The 16,568-nt window shown below is 67.8% G+C and carries 17 protein-coding genes; 4 read left to right on the top strand and 13 right to left on the bottom strand.

Features of this window, described 5'->3' with window-relative positions; all coding sequences use genetic code 11:
* Positions 1-10: 10 nt before the first annotated feature.
* A complete protein-coding gene (locus tag IRT45_RS09890) occupies positions 11-601 on the bottom strand; it encodes a C40 family peptidase (protein WP_194805584.1) in 591 nt (196 codons plus the stop codon).
* Positions 602-1,151: 550 nt separating this feature from the next.
* Here IRT45_RS09890 and IRT45_RS09885 point away from each other — a divergent pair.
* The gene (locus tag IRT45_RS09885) at positions 1,152-2,987 is read left to right on the top strand and encodes a DEDD exonuclease domain-containing protein (RefSeq protein WP_194805583.1); all 1,836 of its coding nucleotides are present in this window, start codon (positions 1,152-1,154) and stop codon (positions 2,985-2,987) included.
* Positions 2,988-3,009: 22 nt separating this feature from the next.
* On the opposite strand, the gene IRT45_RS09880 is transcribed toward IRT45_RS09885, so the two are convergent.
* The 5 genes from IRT45_RS09880 to IRT45_RS09860 all read right to left on the bottom strand — a co-directional run bounded on the left by IRT45_RS09880 (position 3,010) and on the right by IRT45_RS09860 (position 7,793).
* The gene (locus IRT45_RS09880; protein WP_036500227.1) at positions 3,010-3,285 is read right to left on the bottom strand and encodes an Lrp/AsnC family transcriptional regulator; all 276 of its coding nucleotides are present in this window, start codon (positions 3,283-3,285) and stop codon (positions 3,010-3,012) included.
* 142 nt (positions 3,286-3,427) lie between these two features.
* Positions 3,428-5,056, bottom strand: a complete 1,629-nt coding sequence (locus tag IRT45_RS09875) for a cytochrome bc complex cytochrome b subunit (protein WP_194805582.1) — start codon at positions 5,054-5,056, stop codon at positions 3,428-3,430.
* Positions 5,053-6,225, bottom strand: coding sequence for a ubiquinol-cytochrome c reductase iron-sulfur subunit (locus IRT45_RS09870; protein WP_084460734.1), 1,173 nt, complete (start codon positions 6,223-6,225; stop codon positions 5,053-5,055). Before IRT45_RS09870 ends, IRT45_RS09875 begins: the two co-directional genes overlap by 4 nt.
* Positions 6,222-7,100 carry a cytochrome c gene (locus IRT45_RS09865; RefSeq protein WP_083870697.1) on the bottom strand — a complete coding sequence of 293 codons (879 nt, stop codon included), beginning with the start codon at positions 7,098-7,100 and terminating at the stop codon, positions 6,222-6,224. The genes IRT45_RS09870 and IRT45_RS09865 overlap by 4 nt, the downstream gene beginning before the upstream one ends.
* Before the next feature lie 81 nt (positions 7,101-7,181).
* Entirely contained in the window at positions 7,182-7,793 is a 612-nt protein-coding gene (locus tag IRT45_RS09860; protein WP_062999114.1) for a heme-copper oxidase subunit III, read from the bottom strand.
* Positions 7,794-8,002: 209 nt separating this feature from the next.
* Between IRT45_RS09860 and IRT45_RS09855 the strand changes: the two genes are divergently transcribed.
* A complete protein-coding gene (locus IRT45_RS09855) occupies positions 8,003-8,440 on the top strand; it encodes a hypothetical protein (RefSeq protein WP_194805581.1) in 438 nt (145 codons plus the stop codon).
* 184 nt (positions 8,441-8,624) lie between these two features.
* Entirely contained in the window at positions 8,625-9,677 is a 1,053-nt protein-coding gene (gene trpD, locus IRT45_RS09850) for an anthranilate phosphoribosyltransferase (RefSeq protein ID WP_194805580.1), read from the top strand.
* A gap of 103 nt (positions 9,678-9,780) precedes the next feature.
* On the opposite strand, the gene IRT45_RS09845 is transcribed toward trpD, so the two are convergent.
* Genes IRT45_RS09845 through IRT45_RS09825 form a run of 6 tightly spaced genes read right to left on the bottom strand, consistent with a single transcriptional unit; the run spans position 9,781 to position 14,533 of the window.
* A complete protein-coding gene (locus IRT45_RS09845; RefSeq protein WP_194805579.1) occupies positions 9,781-10,233 on the bottom strand; it encodes a MaoC family dehydratase in 453 nt (150 codons plus the stop codon).
* A gap of 40 nt (positions 10,234-10,273) precedes the next feature.
* Positions 10,274-10,474 carry a hypothetical protein gene (locus tag IRT45_RS37730; RefSeq protein WP_309240886.1) on the bottom strand — a complete coding sequence of 67 codons (201 nt, stop codon included), beginning with the start codon at positions 10,472-10,474 and terminating at the stop codon, positions 10,274-10,276.
* Complete coding sequence (locus tag IRT45_RS37985; RefSeq protein WP_375540078.1) at positions 10,419-11,423, bottom strand: AMP-binding protein; 1,005 nt, start codon at positions 11,421-11,423, stop codon at positions 10,419-10,421. The genes IRT45_RS37730 and IRT45_RS37985 overlap by 56 nt, the downstream gene beginning before the upstream one ends.
* Complete coding sequence (locus tag IRT45_RS09835; protein ID WP_194805578.1) at positions 11,420-12,577, bottom strand: acyl-CoA dehydrogenase family protein; 1,158 nt, start codon at positions 12,575-12,577, stop codon at positions 11,420-11,422. Before IRT45_RS09835 ends, IRT45_RS37985 begins: the two co-directional genes overlap by 4 nt.
* Positions 12,578-12,597: 20 nt before the next feature.
* The gene (fabG, locus tag IRT45_RS09830) at positions 12,598-13,356 is read right to left on the bottom strand and encodes a 3-oxoacyl-ACP reductase FabG (RefSeq protein WP_194805577.1); all 759 of its coding nucleotides are present in this window, start codon (positions 13,354-13,356) and stop codon (positions 12,598-12,600) included.
* Between the two features lie 25 nt (positions 13,357-13,381).
* Positions 13,382-14,533: an acyl-CoA dehydrogenase family protein gene (locus IRT45_RS09825; protein ID WP_194805576.1), complete on the bottom strand. Its 1,152-nt coding sequence runs from the start codon at positions 14,531-14,533 to the stop codon at positions 13,382-13,384.
* Positions 14,534-14,673: 140 nt separating this feature from the next.
* Between IRT45_RS09825 and IRT45_RS09820 the strand changes: the two genes are divergently transcribed.
* A complete protein-coding gene (locus IRT45_RS09820) occupies positions 14,674-15,339 on the top strand; it encodes a TetR/AcrR family transcriptional regulator (RefSeq protein ID WP_194805575.1) in 666 nt (221 codons plus the stop codon).
* An 89-nt stretch (positions 15,340-15,428) separates the two neighbouring features.
* On the opposite strand, the gene IRT45_RS09815 is transcribed toward IRT45_RS09820, so the two are convergent.
* Entirely contained in the window at positions 15,429-16,565 is a 1,137-nt protein-coding gene (locus IRT45_RS09815; RefSeq protein ID WP_194805574.1) for a sulfotransferase, read from the bottom strand.
* Positions 16,566-16,568 lie beyond the last annotated feature (3 nt).

Genomic DNA, 16,568 nt, shown 5'->3' with positions numbered 1-16,568 from the left:
GCGGGGCGAATCAGTAGCGGCGAGCGCCCGCCACCGGCATCGAGGAGATCGGTGCGACCTTCACCGGCTCACCGGCGGTCGAGGCGTGCACCACGTTGCCGTCACCGACATAGAGCGCGGAGTGGCTGCCACCGTAGAAGGACACCACGTCGCCGGGCTGCAGCGCGTCGAGCGAGACGGGGGCGCCTTCCTCGAGCTGTTCGTAGCTGGTGCGCGGCACCTCGCGACCAGCCTGCTCGTAGGACCACTTCACCAGGCCCGAGCAGTCGAAGGCGTTCGGGCCGGCGGCGCCGTACGAGTAGGGCGCGCCGACCTTCGAGAGGGCGGCGTCGGCCGCGCGCTGGCCGACGGTCTGCTGCGGCGCGAACGGCGCGGGAATGCCCGGGATCTGGATGCCGGGGATCTGGATGCCCGGCGGGACGGCGCCGAGGACCTGATCGGGAACATCGACCGTGCCGACGCCCGGTACGGTGACCGGCGCGGCCGCGGCGGTGGTCGCCGGGAGCAGCAGAACGCTGAGGGTTGCTGCGCCAACGGCTCCGGCCGCAACGGCCCGGCGGGCGGTACGAGGCAGCCCCTGAACCTGTCGCTTGATCGCCATGATGCGGTACTCCTCATCTGCCCCACGACGCCGCACCCGGTGGTGCGTCGGACTCCGTGAGGTCTCGAAAAGGTTACGAGGCCATAACGGTGCGTTGTAAAGCCCCGACGATCCGAGCCGGGTTCAGGTAGGAGCTCCCGCTCGACAACATGCGAGATGGCTCACAGTAATCACGAAACGATAACGCCGACCGACGCGAGTGACGTTTACCCAGGTGCGCTCCCCCTCGCAGGCAAGCACGCCGACCCAGGGCCCGGGACGCGCCTCGGACGGGAAACCGCAAGTAGCCCAGAGCATGCCCGGCAGAAACCAACCGAACAGTCCGCAGGTTTGCGGCGAACGCCGAGTAGTCAAGTCCAGCCTCGCCGACGGCGGCGAAGACATCGACAGCACTCCCACCATTCATAGCGAAACCGAATTACCGTGACCCTGATCACTTTTCGGCATACTCGTGCAAACCGAACCTCGCACATCGCAAACCTCGCGCCGGCTCGACCGCCGGCGGGCATCCGGACCGATCCTGTCGGACCCTGCGCCTACGCTGCTCGCCGTGCCCTCCCCCGTTCCGCGACCGGCCCAGTTGGCCCTCGAACTCCCCGGTCACGGCGGTGATGAGCCCGAGCTCGCACTACGCGACGTCACCTTCGTCGTGGTGGACCTCGAGACCACCGGAACGCGGCCCGAGGGGGACGCCATCACCGAGATCGGCGCGGTGAAGGTCCGCGGCGGCGAAGTCCTCGGCGAATTCGCGACGCTGGTCGACCCCGGCTGCGCGATCCCCCCGCAGATCGTGCAGGTCACCGGGATCACCACCGCGATGGTGTCGGCGGCGCCGCGGATCGACGCGGTGCTGCCCGGATTTCTCGAATTCGCTTCGGGCGCGGTACTCGTCGCCCACAACGCCCGCTTCGACATGTCCTTCCTGAAGGCGGCCGCCCAGCGCTGCGACACCGCGTGGCCGGCCTTCCCGGTGCTGTGCACGGTCCAGCTGGCGCGGCGCATCCTCGACCGCGACGAGGCGCCGACGGTGCGGCTCTCGGCGCTGGCTCAGCTGCTCGGCGCCTCCACCCGGCCCACACATCGCGCCCTCGACGATGCCCGCGCCACCGTGGACGTGCTGCACGCACTGTTCGAGCGGGTCGGCAATCTCGGCGTCCAGACGCTGCCCGAATTGATCGACTATCTGCCGGAGGTCACGCGCCGCCAGCGCTCCAAACGCGTCCTCGCCGCCGATCTGCCCGCCGCACCCGGGGTGTATCTGTTCCGGGGTCCCTCGGAGGAGGTCCTTTATATCGGGACGGCGGTGAATCTGCGCCGGCGCGTGCGCAATTACTTCACCGGCTCCGAAACCCGCACGCGGATGCGGGAAATGGTCATGCTCGCCACCCGCGTCGACCACGTCCGCTGTGCGCACGGCCTGGAAGCCGGAGTGCGCGAGCTGCGACTGCTGGTGGCGCACACCCCGCCCTACAACCGGCGCTCGAAATTCCCCAAGCGCGCATGGTGGCTGACCATGACGGACGAGCCGTTCCCCCGGTTCGCCGTCAGCCGGACTCCGACCGCGGATGCCTTGGGGCCCTTCGGTTCCCGCACCGATGCCACCGAGATCGCCGCGACCCTCGCGGAATACAGCGGCCTGCGCACCTGCACCACGCGCATCCCCCGCGGCGGTGTGCACGGCGGCGACTGTCCGCCCGCGGCCGTGGGCGGGTGCCCGGCGGCGATCTTCGGCGAACGGGTGCCGGCCGCACAGTACGCGGCCGCCCCGCGGGCGGTGCGGGATCTGTTCACCGGCCGCGACGACGCGCCCTTGCGCGCCATCGCCGCCCGCATCGACGAGTACGTCGCCGCGGAGCATTTCGAGGCCGCCGCCCGGCTGCGCGATCGCACCTGCGCCGTGGTCCGGGCGCTGCGGCGCACGCAGCGCCTGGCCGCCCTCGCCCGGATCGCCGAGCTGATCGCGGCCCGCTCCGACGGCAGCGGCGGCTGGGAATTCGCGGTGATCCGCTACGGCCGCCTCGCCGCCGCCGGAACCGCCGCGCGCGGTATTCCACCGATGCCGGTGGTCGACAGTTTGGTCGCCGCCGCCGAGACGGTCCGACCCGCCACAGTCATATCGGGCGCTTGCCCGGAGCCGCGCATCCCCACCGGGACCGACGATCTGCACGACCCCGACCACCCACCGCTACGCGGCGCCCCACCCGAGGAGACGGGCGTGATCGCCCGCTGGCTCGACCAACCCGGCACCCGCATCGTCCGCACCAGCGAGGGCTATCGGGAACCGCGTCTGGGCGCCGGCCCGTGGCTGGAGTGGGTGGAGCGGGCCGACACCGCGCTGCGCACGGAATCGGCGGCGGGCGACTACCTTTCCCGGACCAGCGCCTGAGCGAAACACGGTGCGCCGGCGCTCACTCCCCCAGCGAGAATCCGGCCTCCACATCCGCACTCGAATACGACTTGAAGGCGATATGGGTGGTCGTGCGCAGGACTCCGGCGGTCTTGTTCACCCGGCCGGTCACCACCTCGGCGATCTGTTCGTGATCGCGCACTCGCACCACCGCGATCAGGTCGACGTCTCCCGCGCAGGAGTAGACCTCGGCGACGCCGTCGAGATCGGCCAGTGCCTGCGCGGTTTCGGGAATCCGGGCCGCCTCGGCGTGGATCAGAACGATCGCGGTAATCATGAGCGCGAGTCTAATTGCGCGCCCGCTACATACCCCCAGCGCGGGCCGAACCGGTGGCCGAACGAGCGACGGGCCCGCACCGGCCGCAGATGCGACGAAGCCCCGAGCCGAATGATCGACTCGGGGCTTCGTCACAGCGAACTCAGTGGCTGTGCTTGCCGCCGCTGCCGCTGGTCTGCTCCTGGTAGGTGGCCAGGACCTCCAGCTGCGTGTGCTCGGCCTCGTGCTCGCTCGCGGTGAGCGCCTCGGCCTCGGCGGGCGGATCGGCGCGCAGGAACGAACCCGAACCCGGCTTGCCGGCCCAGCCCAGCTTGTTCATCTTCTTCGGCACCGGCGCGCCCTGGTATTCCAGCGGAATCGGGTGGCCGTGCGAGTCGACCGGGCCCAGCGGCTGGTGCACCTCGATGTACTCACCGTGCGGCAGGCGCTTGATCACACCGGTCTCGATGCCGTGCTCGAGGACCGTGCGGTCGGCGCGCTGCAGACCCAGGCACAACCGGTACGCCAGGAAGTAGGCGAGCGGCGGCGCGACCAGCAGGGCGATACGGAAGAACCAGGTGGTCGCGTTCAGCGACACATCGAACTTCAGCGCGATGATGTCGTTGACACAGGCCAGGGTCAGCACCAGATAGAAGGCAATGGCCATGGCGCCGATCGCGGTGCGCACCGGCACGTCACGCGGACGCTGCACGATGTTGTGGTGCACCGTGTCGCCGGTGAGGCGCTTCTCGATCCACGGGTAGGCGATCAGCACCGCGAACACCAGACCCATGATCAACGCGACCCAGAACGGAGCCGGAACGGTGTAGCGGCCCAGATACAGCTCCCACGGCGGCATCAGACGGGCCATACCGTCGGTCCACATCATGTAGAAGTCGGGCTGCGAACCGGCTGACACCTGTGACGGGTTGTAGGGACCCAGGTTCCAGATCGGGTTGATCTGCAGCACACCACCCATGACGGCGACCACGCCGAGGGTGAACATGAAGAACGCACCCTGGTCGGCGGCGAACACCGGCACGATGCGGGCGCCGACCACGTTGTTCTCGGTGCGGCCCGGTCCGGGGAACTGGGTGTGCTTCTGGTACCAGACGATCGCCACGTGCGCCGCGATCAGCGCCAGCATGATGCCCGGGAACAGCAGCACGTGCGCGATGTAGAGGCGCGGGATGATGATCGTGCCCGGGAAGTCACCGCCGAAGATCAGCCAGTGCATCCAGGTGCCGACCAGCGGAATACCCATGGTGATACCACCGAAGGCGGCCCGCAGACCGGTACCCGACAGCAGGTCGTCGGGCAGCGAGTAACCGAAGAAGCCCTCGAACATCGCCAGGATCAGCAGCAGCGAGCCGATCACCCAGTTCGCCTCACGCGGCTTGCGGAACGCGCCGGTGAAGAAGATGCGGAACAGGTGGATGATGATCGAGCACGCGAACAGCAGCGCCGCCCAGTGGTGCACCTGGCGGACGAACAGGCCGCCGCGCACCTCGAAGGAGATGTTCAGCGCCGTCTCGTACGCCCGCGACATGGTGACGCCGCGCAGCGGCTGGTAGGCGCCGTGGTAGACGACCTCGCTCATCGACGGATCGAAGAACAGCGTCAGGTAGATACCCGACAGGATCAGGATGATGAAGGCGTAGAGCGCGATCTCACCCAGCAGGAACGACCAGTGGGTCGGGAAGACCTTGTTGATCGACCGTTTCACGAACGCCGCGGCACGATACCGCTCGTCCATCTCGTTGGCCTGTGCGACCACTTTGCTCGGACTCATGAACGACGCTCCCAGAAGGCCGGACCGAGCGGCTCGATGAAGTCGCCGTTGGCGACCAGGTAGCCGTCGGTGTTGACGGTGATGGGCAGCTGCGGCAGCGCGCGGGCGGCGGGACCGAAGATCGGCTTACCCCACTCGGTCGCCGAGAACTGCGACTGATGGCACGGGCACAGGATCCGGTTGGTCTGCTGCTCGAACAGCGACGTCGGGCAGCCCAGGTGAGTGCAGATCTTCGAGTACGCCCAGTAGTCACCGAAGTTGAAGCTCTCCTGGCCCCTGCGCTTGATCGCCTTCTGCCCGTCCTCCGGGCGCAGGCGGATCAACATGACCGCGTTGCGGATGCCACGCAGCGACTGGAGGGTCTCCTCCTCGTTGCCGCGCCATTCCTCTTTCCAGGGGAACACGGTCTCCATGGCGCCGCCGTCGAGGTCCTCCGGCCGCACCAGCACGATGTCCTCGGGCCGGCCGGTGTCCTTGCGCAGGTAGATGGTCTGGCCCGGGTAGTCCGGAGTCCAGCCCGACACCCACAGCGGGGACTTCATGCCCTTGGCCCACGGGTTCTTGATCATGCCGCCGACGAACAGGAACAGTGCGCCGATACCCAGCACACCCACGCCCAGTCCGGCGGTACGGGTGATCATCTTGCGACGACCCAGCGTCGAGGTCTCCAGCGCGTCCGACAGCTGCGCGCCCAGGGTGCGGCGGTCGACCTCGTCGGAGGGACCGTCGTGGCGGGTCTGGATGGAGATCTCGTTCGGGATGAACTTCTTGCGGATAATGACCGCGGCGACGCCGATGGCCAGCACCGCGATACCCAGCAGCAGGCCGTAGAGCGGCGTGGCCAGCGAGTACAGGCCGTTGCCGTCCTCGTTGCGACCCTTGTACTCCCACGGCCAGAACAGGTAGACGCCGATCAGCCCGGCCGCCGCGAGGGCGGAGATGGCGAACCAGAACGTCACGTGCCGCTCGGCCCGCTTCTCCGCGCGTGTGCCCGGAACCGGCCAGCGCGGAGCGCGGTAGACGACGTCGACGCCGTCGCGCGCGGTACCGAGTTCGACCAGCTCGGCGGTCGACATAGCGTCGAGCTGCTCCTCGGTGGGGTTCAGGTTCACGCCCTTACCGCCGCCATCCTCAGGCCGGCTCATCTCGTTTCGCTCCTGTTCGCTCATGATCGCGATCCGATCCACATCGCGGCGCCGACCAGCACGATGATGCCGGCGACCCAGATGGCGATGGCCTCGGTCGCGGGACCGAAACCGCCCAGGCCGTATCCGGCCTCCGGCGTGGTCTCGGTGCGGTCCTTCACATAGGCCACGATGTCACGCTTCTCCTCCGGAGACAGCTGCCGGTCGGAGAATTTCGGCATGTTCTGCGGGCCGGTGAGCATCGCGGTGTAGATCTGCTGCGCGTTGGCCGGCTCCAGCGGCGGCGCGAACTTGCCGGAGGACAGCGCACCGCCCTTACCGGTGAAGTTGTGGCAGGACGCGCAGTTGAGGCGGAACAACTCGCCACCGCGGCCCAGGTCGGCCCCCTTGATCAGGGAATCCTGCGCGATCTCGCCGTTCGGGTCACGGACCACGGTCGGTCCGCCGCCGTTGGCCGCCACGTACGCGCCCAGCGCGTCGGTCTGGCGGGCGTCGAACTTCGGGGGCTTGCGCTGGATCTGCGCGCCGTTGCCCGCGGCGGGCATGCGACCGGTGGACACCTGGAAGTAGACCGCCGCCTCGCCGACACCGATCAGGCTGGGGCCGCGGTCCTGCACACCCTGCAGGTTGGCGCCGTGACAGGTGATGCAGGAGGTCTCGTAGATCTGCTTACCCTCGCGGATCAGCGCCGACTGATCCTCGTTGGCCGTCGCGACCTGTGCGTGCGGGGTGAGCGCCGACGCCGCGAAGCCGGCTCCGACGAGGCCCATCAGAAGAACCAGACCGCCGGCGAGCTTGCGGCGCATCCGGCGCTGCTTGCGGGTCTTGATGGCCTGGTTGTTCTCAGCGCTGCCGATCCCGCTCGTGGGATCTGGCGCTGACGGGGGAGATGAACTCATCTGTGTCCCTTTGGAGTAGACGGAACCGACTTGTGCAAAGTGTGTATTTGTCGCGGACCGCGCGTGACGGCCGCCGCCCGGCTAGCGGACGAAGTAGATCGTGGCGAACAACCCGATCCAGACGATGTCGACGAAGTGCCAGTAGTAGGAGACGACGATGGCCGCGGTGGCCTGGGCCGGCGTGAACTTACTGACCTTGGTGCGAATCAGCAGGAAGATGAACGCGATGAGACCGCCGATGACGTGCAGACCGTGGAAGCCGGTGGTGATGAAGAACACCGAGCCGTAGATGCTGCTCGAGATGGTGGTGCCCTCTTGGTACAGCGCGTGGTACTCGGTGCCCTGACCGGCCACGAAGAACGCGCCCATGAAGAAGGTGACCAGGTACCAGCGGCGCAGGCCGAAGACATCGCCGCGCTCGGCCGAGAACACACCCATCTGGCAGGTGAACGAGGAGGCGATCAGCACGGCCGTGACCGGCACGGCGAGCTTGAGGTTCAGCTCGGTCGGTTCCGGCGGCCAGTTGCCATGAGCCTGGGCACGAGCGACGAAGTACATGGCGAAGAGGCCGGCGAAGAACATCAGCTCGCTCGACAGCCAGATGATGGTTCCGACGCTGACCATGTTGGGCCGGTTCAGCGAATGCACACGCTGAGTAATGGCCGATCCTGGGGTCCCTACTGCGGTCGTCACGCCGGTAAGTATGACTCGTCGTAGTACGACAGGCGTAGCCGGGTGCGAATTCGGGGTGTCGGGCTCGGAATCGTCAGCGCGCGTGCGGGTCTGGGGGCCGGTTCGGCGTGTCCGGTGAACCCGCAGGTCGAGCACCGATGTCACCATGGTGACCAGCGGATATCGCGGCTATGGGATGCTGCGTCCGGGCACGGAAGAAGGCGGGTGGAATGGGAATTCGATCGGTGTGGCAGCGGCTCTCGGGCCGGGGCGCGGCGGTGGAATTGGATCCGGCACGAACGGATCTGGTGGTCGTTGTGTCCAGTTTCGACGATGCCGAAGGCTGCTCGAGCGCGCTCGACCGCGCGAGCGCCTGGCGCGCCGACGAGCAGGCCCTGCTGCGTCATCATCTGCGCATCCCGGCCGCGGCCCGGGACGAGGTCGTGGACATCGCCGCCCAGGACGGCTACTCCACCGCCGCGCCATCCACGGCCGGCGATACGGCCGGCGGTCATATCGAACTGGTATTACAGCGCGTGCAGATTCTCGACGCGCTGCACTGTTCGCAGGAACGGTCGCGGATGGCCGGATTGGCACAACGGCACGAGGGCACGGCGGTGGGCTGGGACGCGCTTCAGCCGAGCGGATTCGAGCCGGGTTCTTCCTAGCCCGGTGCCACGCGGCGGCGGGCCGTCCCCGCCGGGCCGAGCGCCGCTGGTGGGGAAGACGCCGGGAGCAAAGAAATTGCGTCCGCCGATTAGGCTGCTAGCCGGGCGGCCGACGACGATCCGACGGCCCGCCACGCCCGCGCGGATCAACCCTGCGGGTGTCCGATCGCGAACGGGAGATGTGATGAGCGCGCGCAGCTGGCCCGAGATTCTCGGTGCCCTGACCGACGGGGTCGATCTGACCGCGGAGGAGGCGACGTGGGCGATCGACGAGATCTTCTCCGACAACGCCACCCAGGCGCAGATCGCGGCCTTCGGCGTGGCCATCAAGATGAAAGGCCCCACCGCGATCGAACTGTCGGGCCTCGCGACCGGCATGTTGAGCCATGCCCGGCGGGTCTCGCTCGATCTGGGCGCGGTCGACATCGTCGGCACCGGCGGCGACCGGTCCGGCACGGTCAATATCTCCACCATGTCCTCGATCGTGGTGTCCGCGGCGGGCGTCCCGGTGGTGAAGCACGGTAACCGGGCGGCCTCGTCGAAGAGCGGCGGCGCGGACGTGCTCGAAGCGCTGGGCGTGCGGATCACGTTGAGCCCGGAGTCGGTCGCCCAGTGTGTGCGCGAGGTGGGCATCGGTTTCTGCTTCGCCCCGCTGTTTCATCCGGCGCTGCGATTCGCCGGTCCGGCGCGCAAGGAGATCGGCATTCCGACGGTGTTCAACGTGCTGGGACCGCTGACCAATCCGGCGCAGCCGAGCGCGGGCCTGATCGGGTGCGCCTTCGCCGATCTCGTCCCGGTGATCGCCGGGGCGTTCGCCGAACGCGGCGCCAACGCGCTGGTGGTGCGCGGTAACGACGGCCTCGACGAGATCACCACGGCCGACACCACCGATGTGTGGGTCGTCGCCGGGGGTGAGCAGTACGAGACTCTCATCGATCCGACGCGCCTGGGCATCCCCCGCGTGGATCCGGCGGCGCTGCGCGGCGGCGATGCGACGGTCAACGCCGCGATCGCCCGCGACATGTTCAACGGCGCCCCGGGGCCGGTCCGCGACGCGGTCCTGCTCAATTCCGCCGCCGCGATCGTCGCCTTCGAGCTGACCCCCGAGACCGCCCGCACCGATATCCACGAGCTGCTGCGCCCGGCCCTGGAGCGGGCGGCCGCGTCGGTCGATTCGGGCGCCGCCACGCAACTCCTGGACCGCTGGGTGAAGGTGAGCAACGAACTCGGCGAGTGAGAGCCGCACGCGACAATCCGGCGCGGCCTCACACCGTTGCCTCGCAGACGACGTTGACGCCGCGGCGGGAGCGGACGAATTTTCGCCCCGCCGCGGCCCACGCTCACTTCAGGTAGCGCACGATGCTTTCCGCGACGCACGCGGGCTTGTCCGCGCCTTCCAGTTCGATGGTGACCGTCCGCACCGCCTGGATGCCGCCGGGGATCTCGGAGACCGAGTCGAGGTGGACGCGGGCGCGGATGCGGCCGCCGGACGGCACCGGCGTGATGAAGCGAACCTTGTTGAGCCCGTAGTTGATTGCCATCGTGATGCCACCCACCGTGGTCGCCTGATTGCTCAGCGGCACCAGCAGCGACAGCGTGAGGAATCCGTGCGCGATGGTGTGTCCGTAGGGGCCCTGCGCGGCCTTCTCGGCGTCGACGTGGATCCACTGGTGGTCGCCGGTGGCGTCGGCGAAGGTATTGATGCGGTCCTGGTCGACCTGCAACCAGTCGCTGACACCGAGTTCGGTGCCCACGGCCGCGGCGAGGGCGTCCAGATCGGCGAAATCGGTCATATCTCGTCCCTTTCCTGCTGCCGGGGCGCAAGCCGCCGGGTCACATGAAACGTTGCTTCAGTTCGCGTTTGAGAACCTTGTGCGTGGGCCCCAGCGGTAGCTCGGAGACGAACTCCACCCGCCGCGGATATTTGTACCGTGCCACATGCTCGCGTCCGTAGGCGATGACCTCTTCGGCGCCGATCTCACCGGCGGGCACGACGACCGCGACGATCTCCTCGCCATAGTTCTCGTCCGGCACCCCGATCACCGCCACCTGCGCGATCTTCGGATGCCGCAGCAGCGCCTCCTCCACCTCGGTGGGATAGACGTTGAATCCGCCGCGGATGATCATCTCCTTGATCCGGTCGACGATCCGCAGATAGCCCTGCTCGTCGCGCACGCCGAGGTCGCCGGTGCGGAACCAGCCGTCGACCACGGCCCGCGCGCTCGCCTCCGGATTGCCGGTGTACCCGCTGAACGATCCCGGCATCACCGACCGCGGCGATCTCGACGTCCACACCCCAGACCGGATGTCCGACGGTGCCGGCGCGCGGTCCGAAGACCGGCTGATTCACCGCGGCGGTCGGTGAGGTCTCCGACAGCCCGTATCCCTCGAGGATCTGCGCGTCGAACACCTCCTCGAACCGTTCCAGCACCGGCAGCGGCAGTGCCGCGCCACCGGAGATGCACAGCCGCAGTGCGGGGAGTTCGCCGGCATCGGCGGCCGCGTCGATCAGTCCGTGATACATCGTCGGGACGCCGTGGAAGGTGTTCACCCGCTCGGTCACCATCAGCCGAATCGCCTCGGGCGCGGTGAATCTCGGCATCAGCACGAGCGTCGCGCCGACCCGCCAGGTCGAGTTCATCGAGACCGTCTGCCCGAACACGTGGAACAGCGGCAGCGCACCGAGGGCGATGTCGTCGCGGTGCACATCGTTGGCGTCGAAGGCGTTCACGGTGGCGCACATGACCATATTGAGATGGCTCAGCTCCGCGCCTTTGGGCCGGCCGGTGGTCCCGCTGGTGTAGAACACCACCGCGGTATCCAGCGGGGAACGCTGGACGATCAGCGCGCCGGCCTGTTGCCTTGCCGCACGCCACAATTCGGCGAAGGTGAGCCGGCGGTCGCCCTCGATGAGCGCGACGTGATCGGGCCGGCGCCGCGCCGGTTCGGCGAGGATGCTCGCCAGCGACAGCGTCGCGTTCACAGACCCATGTCCTTGGCGATGATCATCTTCATGACCTCGTTCGTCCCGCCGTAGATGCGATTGACCCGGTTGTCGGCATACAGCCGGGCGATCGGATATTCGTTGATGAATCCGTAGCCGCCGTGCAGCTGCAGGCAGCGGTCGATGACGCGGGCGGCGACCTCGGTGCAGAACAGTTTCGCCGACGCGGCGTCGGCGGCGCTGAGTTCACCGGCGTCGAGGGCGTCGAGGGCCCGATCCACCACAGCCTCGGCCGCGTCGACCTCGGCCTTGCAGGCGGCGAGCTCGAATTTGGTGTTCTGGAACGAGGCGACGGGTTTGCCGAAGACATTGCGCTGCTGGGTGTATTCCTGCGCGAACCGCACCGCGGCCGCGGCCTGAGCGTAGGCGCCGGCGGCGATGGACAGCCGCTCCTGGGGCAGATTCTGGCCGAGATAGGAGAAGCCCTTGTTCTCCTCGCCCAGCAGGTCCTCGACCGGCACCCGGACGTCGGTGAAGTTCAGCTCGGCGGTATCGGAGCTCCGCAGGCCCAGCTTGTCGAGTTTGCGGCCGATCGTGTAGCCCGGCGACGTGGTGTCGACCACGAGCAGAGAGATGCCGAAGCGGCGGTCGTCCTCGCGGGGTGGCGCGGTGCGGGCGCAGACGATGACCCGGTCAGCGTTCACACCGCCGGTGATGAACGTCTTGGCGCCGTTGAGCACATAGTGCGCGCCGTCCTCGGAAAGCTTGGCGGTGGTACGCATTCCGGCCAGATCCGATCCGGTGCCGGGTTCGGTCATGGCGATGGCGAACATGATCTCCCCGGCGGCGAATCCGGGCAGCCAGCGCTGTTTCTGCTCCTCGGTGGCGAGCTTCTTCAGATACGGCAGGCACAGACCGACGTGCACGCTGGAGCCGCCGAACGACACACCCGCCCGTGCCGTTTCCTCCATGAGGATCGCCTGGAATCGGAACGACTCGATGCCGGCGCCGCCGTATTCCTCGGGCACCTCGATGCCGAAGACGCCCAATTCGGCCAGCTTGTAATAGAACTCGCGAGGCACGATGCCCGCCTCGAGCCACGTGTCGTAGACCGGGGCCACTTCGGTCTCGACGAATTTGCGGATGGTGCCGCGGAAGGCGTCGTGGTCGGCGGTGAAGCCTGTTCTGCGCATGGTGTTCTCCTGAAAGGATTTCAGAGCCGACGGCCGCCGTCGACATAAATGGTCTGGCCGGTGATGAAGGACGCCTCGTCGGAGGCGAGGAAGGCCACGGTGTTGGCGATGTCCTCGGGGCGGCCGACCCGGCGCACCGGCGTGATCTCGGCCGATTTCGCCTGCCACTCCTCGACCGACACGCCGACGCGGGCCGCGGTGGCGGCGGTCATCTCGGTGACGATGAAGCCCGGGGCGACCGCGTTGACGGTGATGCCGTAGGGGCCCAGTTCGATCGCCAGGGTGCGGGTGAGTCCCTGGATACCCATCTTGGCGGCCGAGTAGTTGGCCTGCCCGCGGTTGCCGAGCGCTGAGACACTGGAGGTGTTGACGATCTTGCCGTACCGGTGGGCGACCATATGCCGTTGTGCCGCACGGGAACACAGGAACGCGCCGCGCAGGTGGACCGACATCACGGTGTCCCAATCGTCGGCCGACATCTTGAACAGCAGATTGTCGCGCAGCACGCCGGCGTTGTTGACCAGGATGTCGAGCGACCCCAGTTCCGCGGCGACGCGATCGAAGGCGGCGTCGACGCTCGCCTCGTCGGTGACATCGCAGGCCAGCGGGACGGCCACCCCACCGGCGGCGACGATCTCGTCCACCATTGTCTTGCAGGCGTTCTCGTCGAGGTCGGCGATGGCGACGGCCGCCCCGCCGGCGGCCAGCCGGGCCGCGGTGGCCGCGCCGATGCCCCGGGCGGCCCCGGTCACCACGGCCACTCTGCGCTGATCTGTCATCGAATTCTCTCCTCGAAATCGGTTGTCACACGAAGGCGTTCACGCCGGTGAGGGCCCGGCCGATGAGTAGTTTCTGGATCTGGCTGGTGCCTTCGTAGAGGGTGAGCACCCGCGCATCGCGCAGATACTTCGACACCGGGTATTCGTCGATGTAGCCGTACCCGCCGAAGACCTGGATGGCGTTGTTCGCCGCCTTCACCGCGGCCTCGCTGGCGAACAGTTTCGCCACCGACGCCTCGGTCCCGAACGGCTTTCCCCGGTCGACCAGATCGGCGACCCGCCAGGCCAGCAGCCGAGCGGCCTCCACGTCGACGGCGATATCGGCGATCAACTCTTGGACCAGCTGGTAGGAGGCGATCGGTTTGCCGAACTGTTCGCGTTCTCCGGCGTAGCGCACGGCGGCCTCGAGGCAGGCGCGGGCGACCCCGACACATCCCGCGGCCACGCCCATGCGTCCCTTGTCGAGGGCGGCCATCGCGATCCGGAAGCCTTGCCCCTCGCCGCCGAGTCGCGCCGAATCCGGCACCCGCACCCCGTCGAGCACGATTTCCGCGGTGGCCTGGCCACGCAGGCCGAGTTTGCCCTTGATCTCGGTACGGCCGAAACCCGGTGCGTCCGTGGGCACGAGGAAGGCGGTGACGCCCTTGGGGCCCGGTTGGCCGGTGCGGGCGAAGATCAGCGCGATATCGGCCCAGGTGCCGTTGGTGATGAACATCTTGGTGCCGGTGAGGACCCAGTCCTCGCCGTCGCGGACGGCGCGGGTGGTCAGATTCGCCGCGTCGGACCCGGTGCCCGGTTCGGTGAGACCGAAGCAGCCCAGCGACTCCCCGGCGCACAGTCGCGGCAGCCAGTCCTGTTTCTGCTGTTCGCTGCCGTAGGTCGCGAGCGACTTGCCGACCAGGCCGAGCGAGACCGAGACGATGCCGCGCACCGAGCTGTCGCCGCGGCCGAGTTCCTCGAGCAGCAGGCAGTACGACAGCGCGTCGCCGCCCGAGCCGCCGTATTCCTCGGTGATCTCGATGCCGAGAAAGCCCATGTCACCGAGCTTGCACACGATCGCGGTATCCACCGCTTCGGCCCGATCCCAGGCCGCGGCGTAGGGCACGACCTCCTTGTCGACCCACGCGCGGGCAACCTCGCGCAGCTCGCGGTGGGCATCGCCGAGTTCCAGATCCATGACGGGAAAACTCCTAACCGAACGTTGTTAGGTATCTAGCGCACGATAAACTAACACTGTTCGGATGTTCAAGGCCCCGGCCCCGGACGGTGTAGGTTGACTCGGCACGGATCGGTGTCGCGGCGAAGGAGGTGGCGAGGATGCCCCGGCCACGGGTACCGCTACTCAGTCGCGAACGCATTCGCAAGACGGCACTGGAATTGATCGATCGCGACGGACTACCCGAGCTGTCGATGCGGAAACTGGCCGCCGAACTGGGTGTTCAGGCGGCCTCGCTGTACGGTCACTACCCCACCAAGGACGATCTGCTCGACGATATCGCCGCCGGCATCATGTCCCATGTGGACGCGTCGGCCTTCGAAACCGCCGACTGGCGCACCGGCCTCGTCTCGTGGGCGCGTTCCTATCGCGCGGCCCTGGTCCGCCACCCCAACTTCGTCCCCTACCTGGCCTCGGGCCCCGGTAAGCGCGAAGAGAATCTGCGCGCGGCCGACGCCGTGCACGGCGGCCTGGTCGGCGCCGGCTGGCCACCCCGCCAGGCCACCATGATCGGCGCGGCCACCCGCTACGTGGTGATGGGCTCGACCGTCGGGTCGTTCTCCCGCGGCTTCGTCGACGACGTGCAGGTCTATCGCGACCGCTATCCGCACCTGGAACAGGCACACCTGCTGCGCGCAAAGGCCGATGAAATCGACTCGGAGAGCTTCGAATTGGCGCTGGAGTCGTTCCTCACGGGCCTGGAGATCCGTTTCGCCGCCATCCAGCAGCGCCGCGCCCGCCGCCGCGAGAAATCCACCGAGGTCTGACACGTCCGCCTGACGGCTTGTGCGGCGGAAAACGCCGCGAGCCGGCTCGGACGATGATTCCGAGCCGGCCCGCGGCGGGTACAGCGATCTCAGAGATCGGCGAAGACCGACCTGACCTCGTCCTCGGTCAGCCCGTAGTCGGCCAGCGAATACTTGTGCGCGGGTTTGCGATCGCCCGATTTGCTCTCCTCGTCGAGCGTCCGCATCGCATTCCGGGCGGGTTCGGTGTAATCCAGCCCGAAGCTCGAATAGATCTTCTCGACGGTGCCGAACGGGTCCGCCCGCAAATCCTCGAATTGAACGTCGAGGAACTGCTCGGGGTTGTAACGCCCACGCGCGGAATTGAATTCGCGCAGTCCCCGAGACCACAACTCCAGCTGCGTGCGGCCGATCGTCTCGCCGACGAAGGTGTTCGACCAGCCCTTGGTGGCCTGTTCGGACAGGCTGCACGAGGACCCGACGATGGTCACCGGGTCGCGATGGGTCTGGATGATCAGCGCGTCGGGGTAGACCTCCATCAGCGCGTCCAGCGCGAACAGGTGGCTGGGGTTCTTCAGTACCCAGCCCCTGGAATCACCGAGGCCGATCAACTGCAGATTGCGCTTGTGCCGCTCATAGGCGTTGGTCCAGTCCTGCTTCTGCAACCACTGCGAATAGGTCGGCAGGTAGGCCAGCGATTCGTAGGCGATGGACTTCACCGTCTGGCGCAGCAGCTGCCAGCATTCCTCGACCTCGGCGGCACTCATGTAGTGCAGGCCCATGAATTCCGGATTGTCGATGTGATGCTGCGCGAAACCGGCATCGATCTGCTGGAACACCGGATTGTCGGCCCAGGTCTCGCGCGGCGGACGCGGCTGCGGCAGTTCGGTCAGCCACATCTCGAGCGCCTGATGCTGCGGGTCGGCGGCCAGCAGCCGGTGCAGCGCGGTGGTGCCGGTGCGGGGCAGGCCGGTGACGAAGATCGGCCGCTGGATGGCGGTCTCGGCGTAGCCGGGGTTGGCCTGCCAGGACGCCTCGCTCAACGCCCGCGCGACCAGTGCGCCGCGCAGGAAGTAGCGGTTCATCTTGGAACCGAGTTCGGTGAGGTCGGCGTCGCGCCGATACGAGTCGAGCAGCACACCGAGCGCCTCGGTGTAGTCGTCGGGGCCGAAATCGGTGAGACCGCACGCCTTGGTGGCGGATGCGTGCAGATCCTCGACGGTGCCGACGTTGGTACGAGCGGTCATGAA

Origin of the sequence: Nocardia sp. BSTN01, from assembly GCF_015354405.1 — a bacterium.
Taxonomy (GTDB): Bacteria; Actinomycetota; Actinomycetes; order Mycobacteriales; family Mycobacteriaceae; genus Nocardia.
This window is presented reverse-complemented; position numbering and strand designations above follow the sequence as displayed.

Coding starts and splice junctions, on each gene's coding strand:
- IRT45_RS09845 (WP_194805579.1), bottom strand. CDS start 10,233: ATGACCGATTTCGCCGATCTGGACGCCCTCGCCGCGGCCGTGGGCACC.
- IRT45_RS09835 (WP_194805578.1), bottom strand. CDS start 12,577: ATGCGCAGAACAGGCTTCACCGCCGACCACGACGCCTTCCGCGGCACC.
- IRT45_RS09825 (WP_194805576.1), bottom strand. CDS start 14,533: ATGGATCTGGAACTCGGCGATGCCCACCGCGAGCTGCGCGAGGTTGCC.
- IRT45_RS09855 (WP_194805581.1), top strand. CDS start 8,003: ATGGGAATTCGATCGGTGTGGCAGCGGCTCTCGGGCCGGGGCGCGGCG.
- trpD (WP_194805580.1), top strand. CDS start 8,625: ATGAGCGCGCGCAGCTGGCCCGAGATTCTCGGTGCCCTGACCGACGGG.
- IRT45_RS09880 (WP_036500227.1), bottom strand. CDS start 3,285: ATGATTACCGCGATCGTTCTGATCCACGCCGAGGCGGCCCGGATTCCC.
- IRT45_RS09890 (WP_194805584.1), bottom strand. CDS start 601: ATGGCGATCAAGCGACAGGTTCAGGGGCTGCCTCGTACCGCCCGCCGG.
- IRT45_RS09820 (WP_194805575.1), top strand. CDS start 14,674: ATGCCCCGGCCACGGGTACCGCTACTCAGTCGCGAACGCATTCGCAAG.
- IRT45_RS09815 (WP_194805574.1), bottom strand. CDS start 16,565: ATGACCGCTCGTACCAACGTCGGCACCGTCGAGGATCTGCACGCATCC.
- IRT45_RS09875 (WP_194805582.1), bottom strand. CDS start 5,056: ATGAGTCCGAGCAAAGTGGTCGCACAGGCCAACGAGATGGACGAGCGG.
- IRT45_RS09865 (WP_083870697.1), bottom strand. CDS start 7,100: ATGAGTTCATCTCCCCCGTCAGCGCCAGATCCCACGAGCGGGATCGGC.
- fabG (WP_194805577.1), bottom strand. CDS start 13,356: ATGACAGATCAGCGCAGAGTGGCCGTGGTGACCGGGGCCGCCCGGGGC.
- IRT45_RS09870 (WP_084460734.1), bottom strand. CDS start 6,225: ATGAGCGAACAGGAGCGAAACGAGATGAGCCGGCCTGAGGATGGCGGC.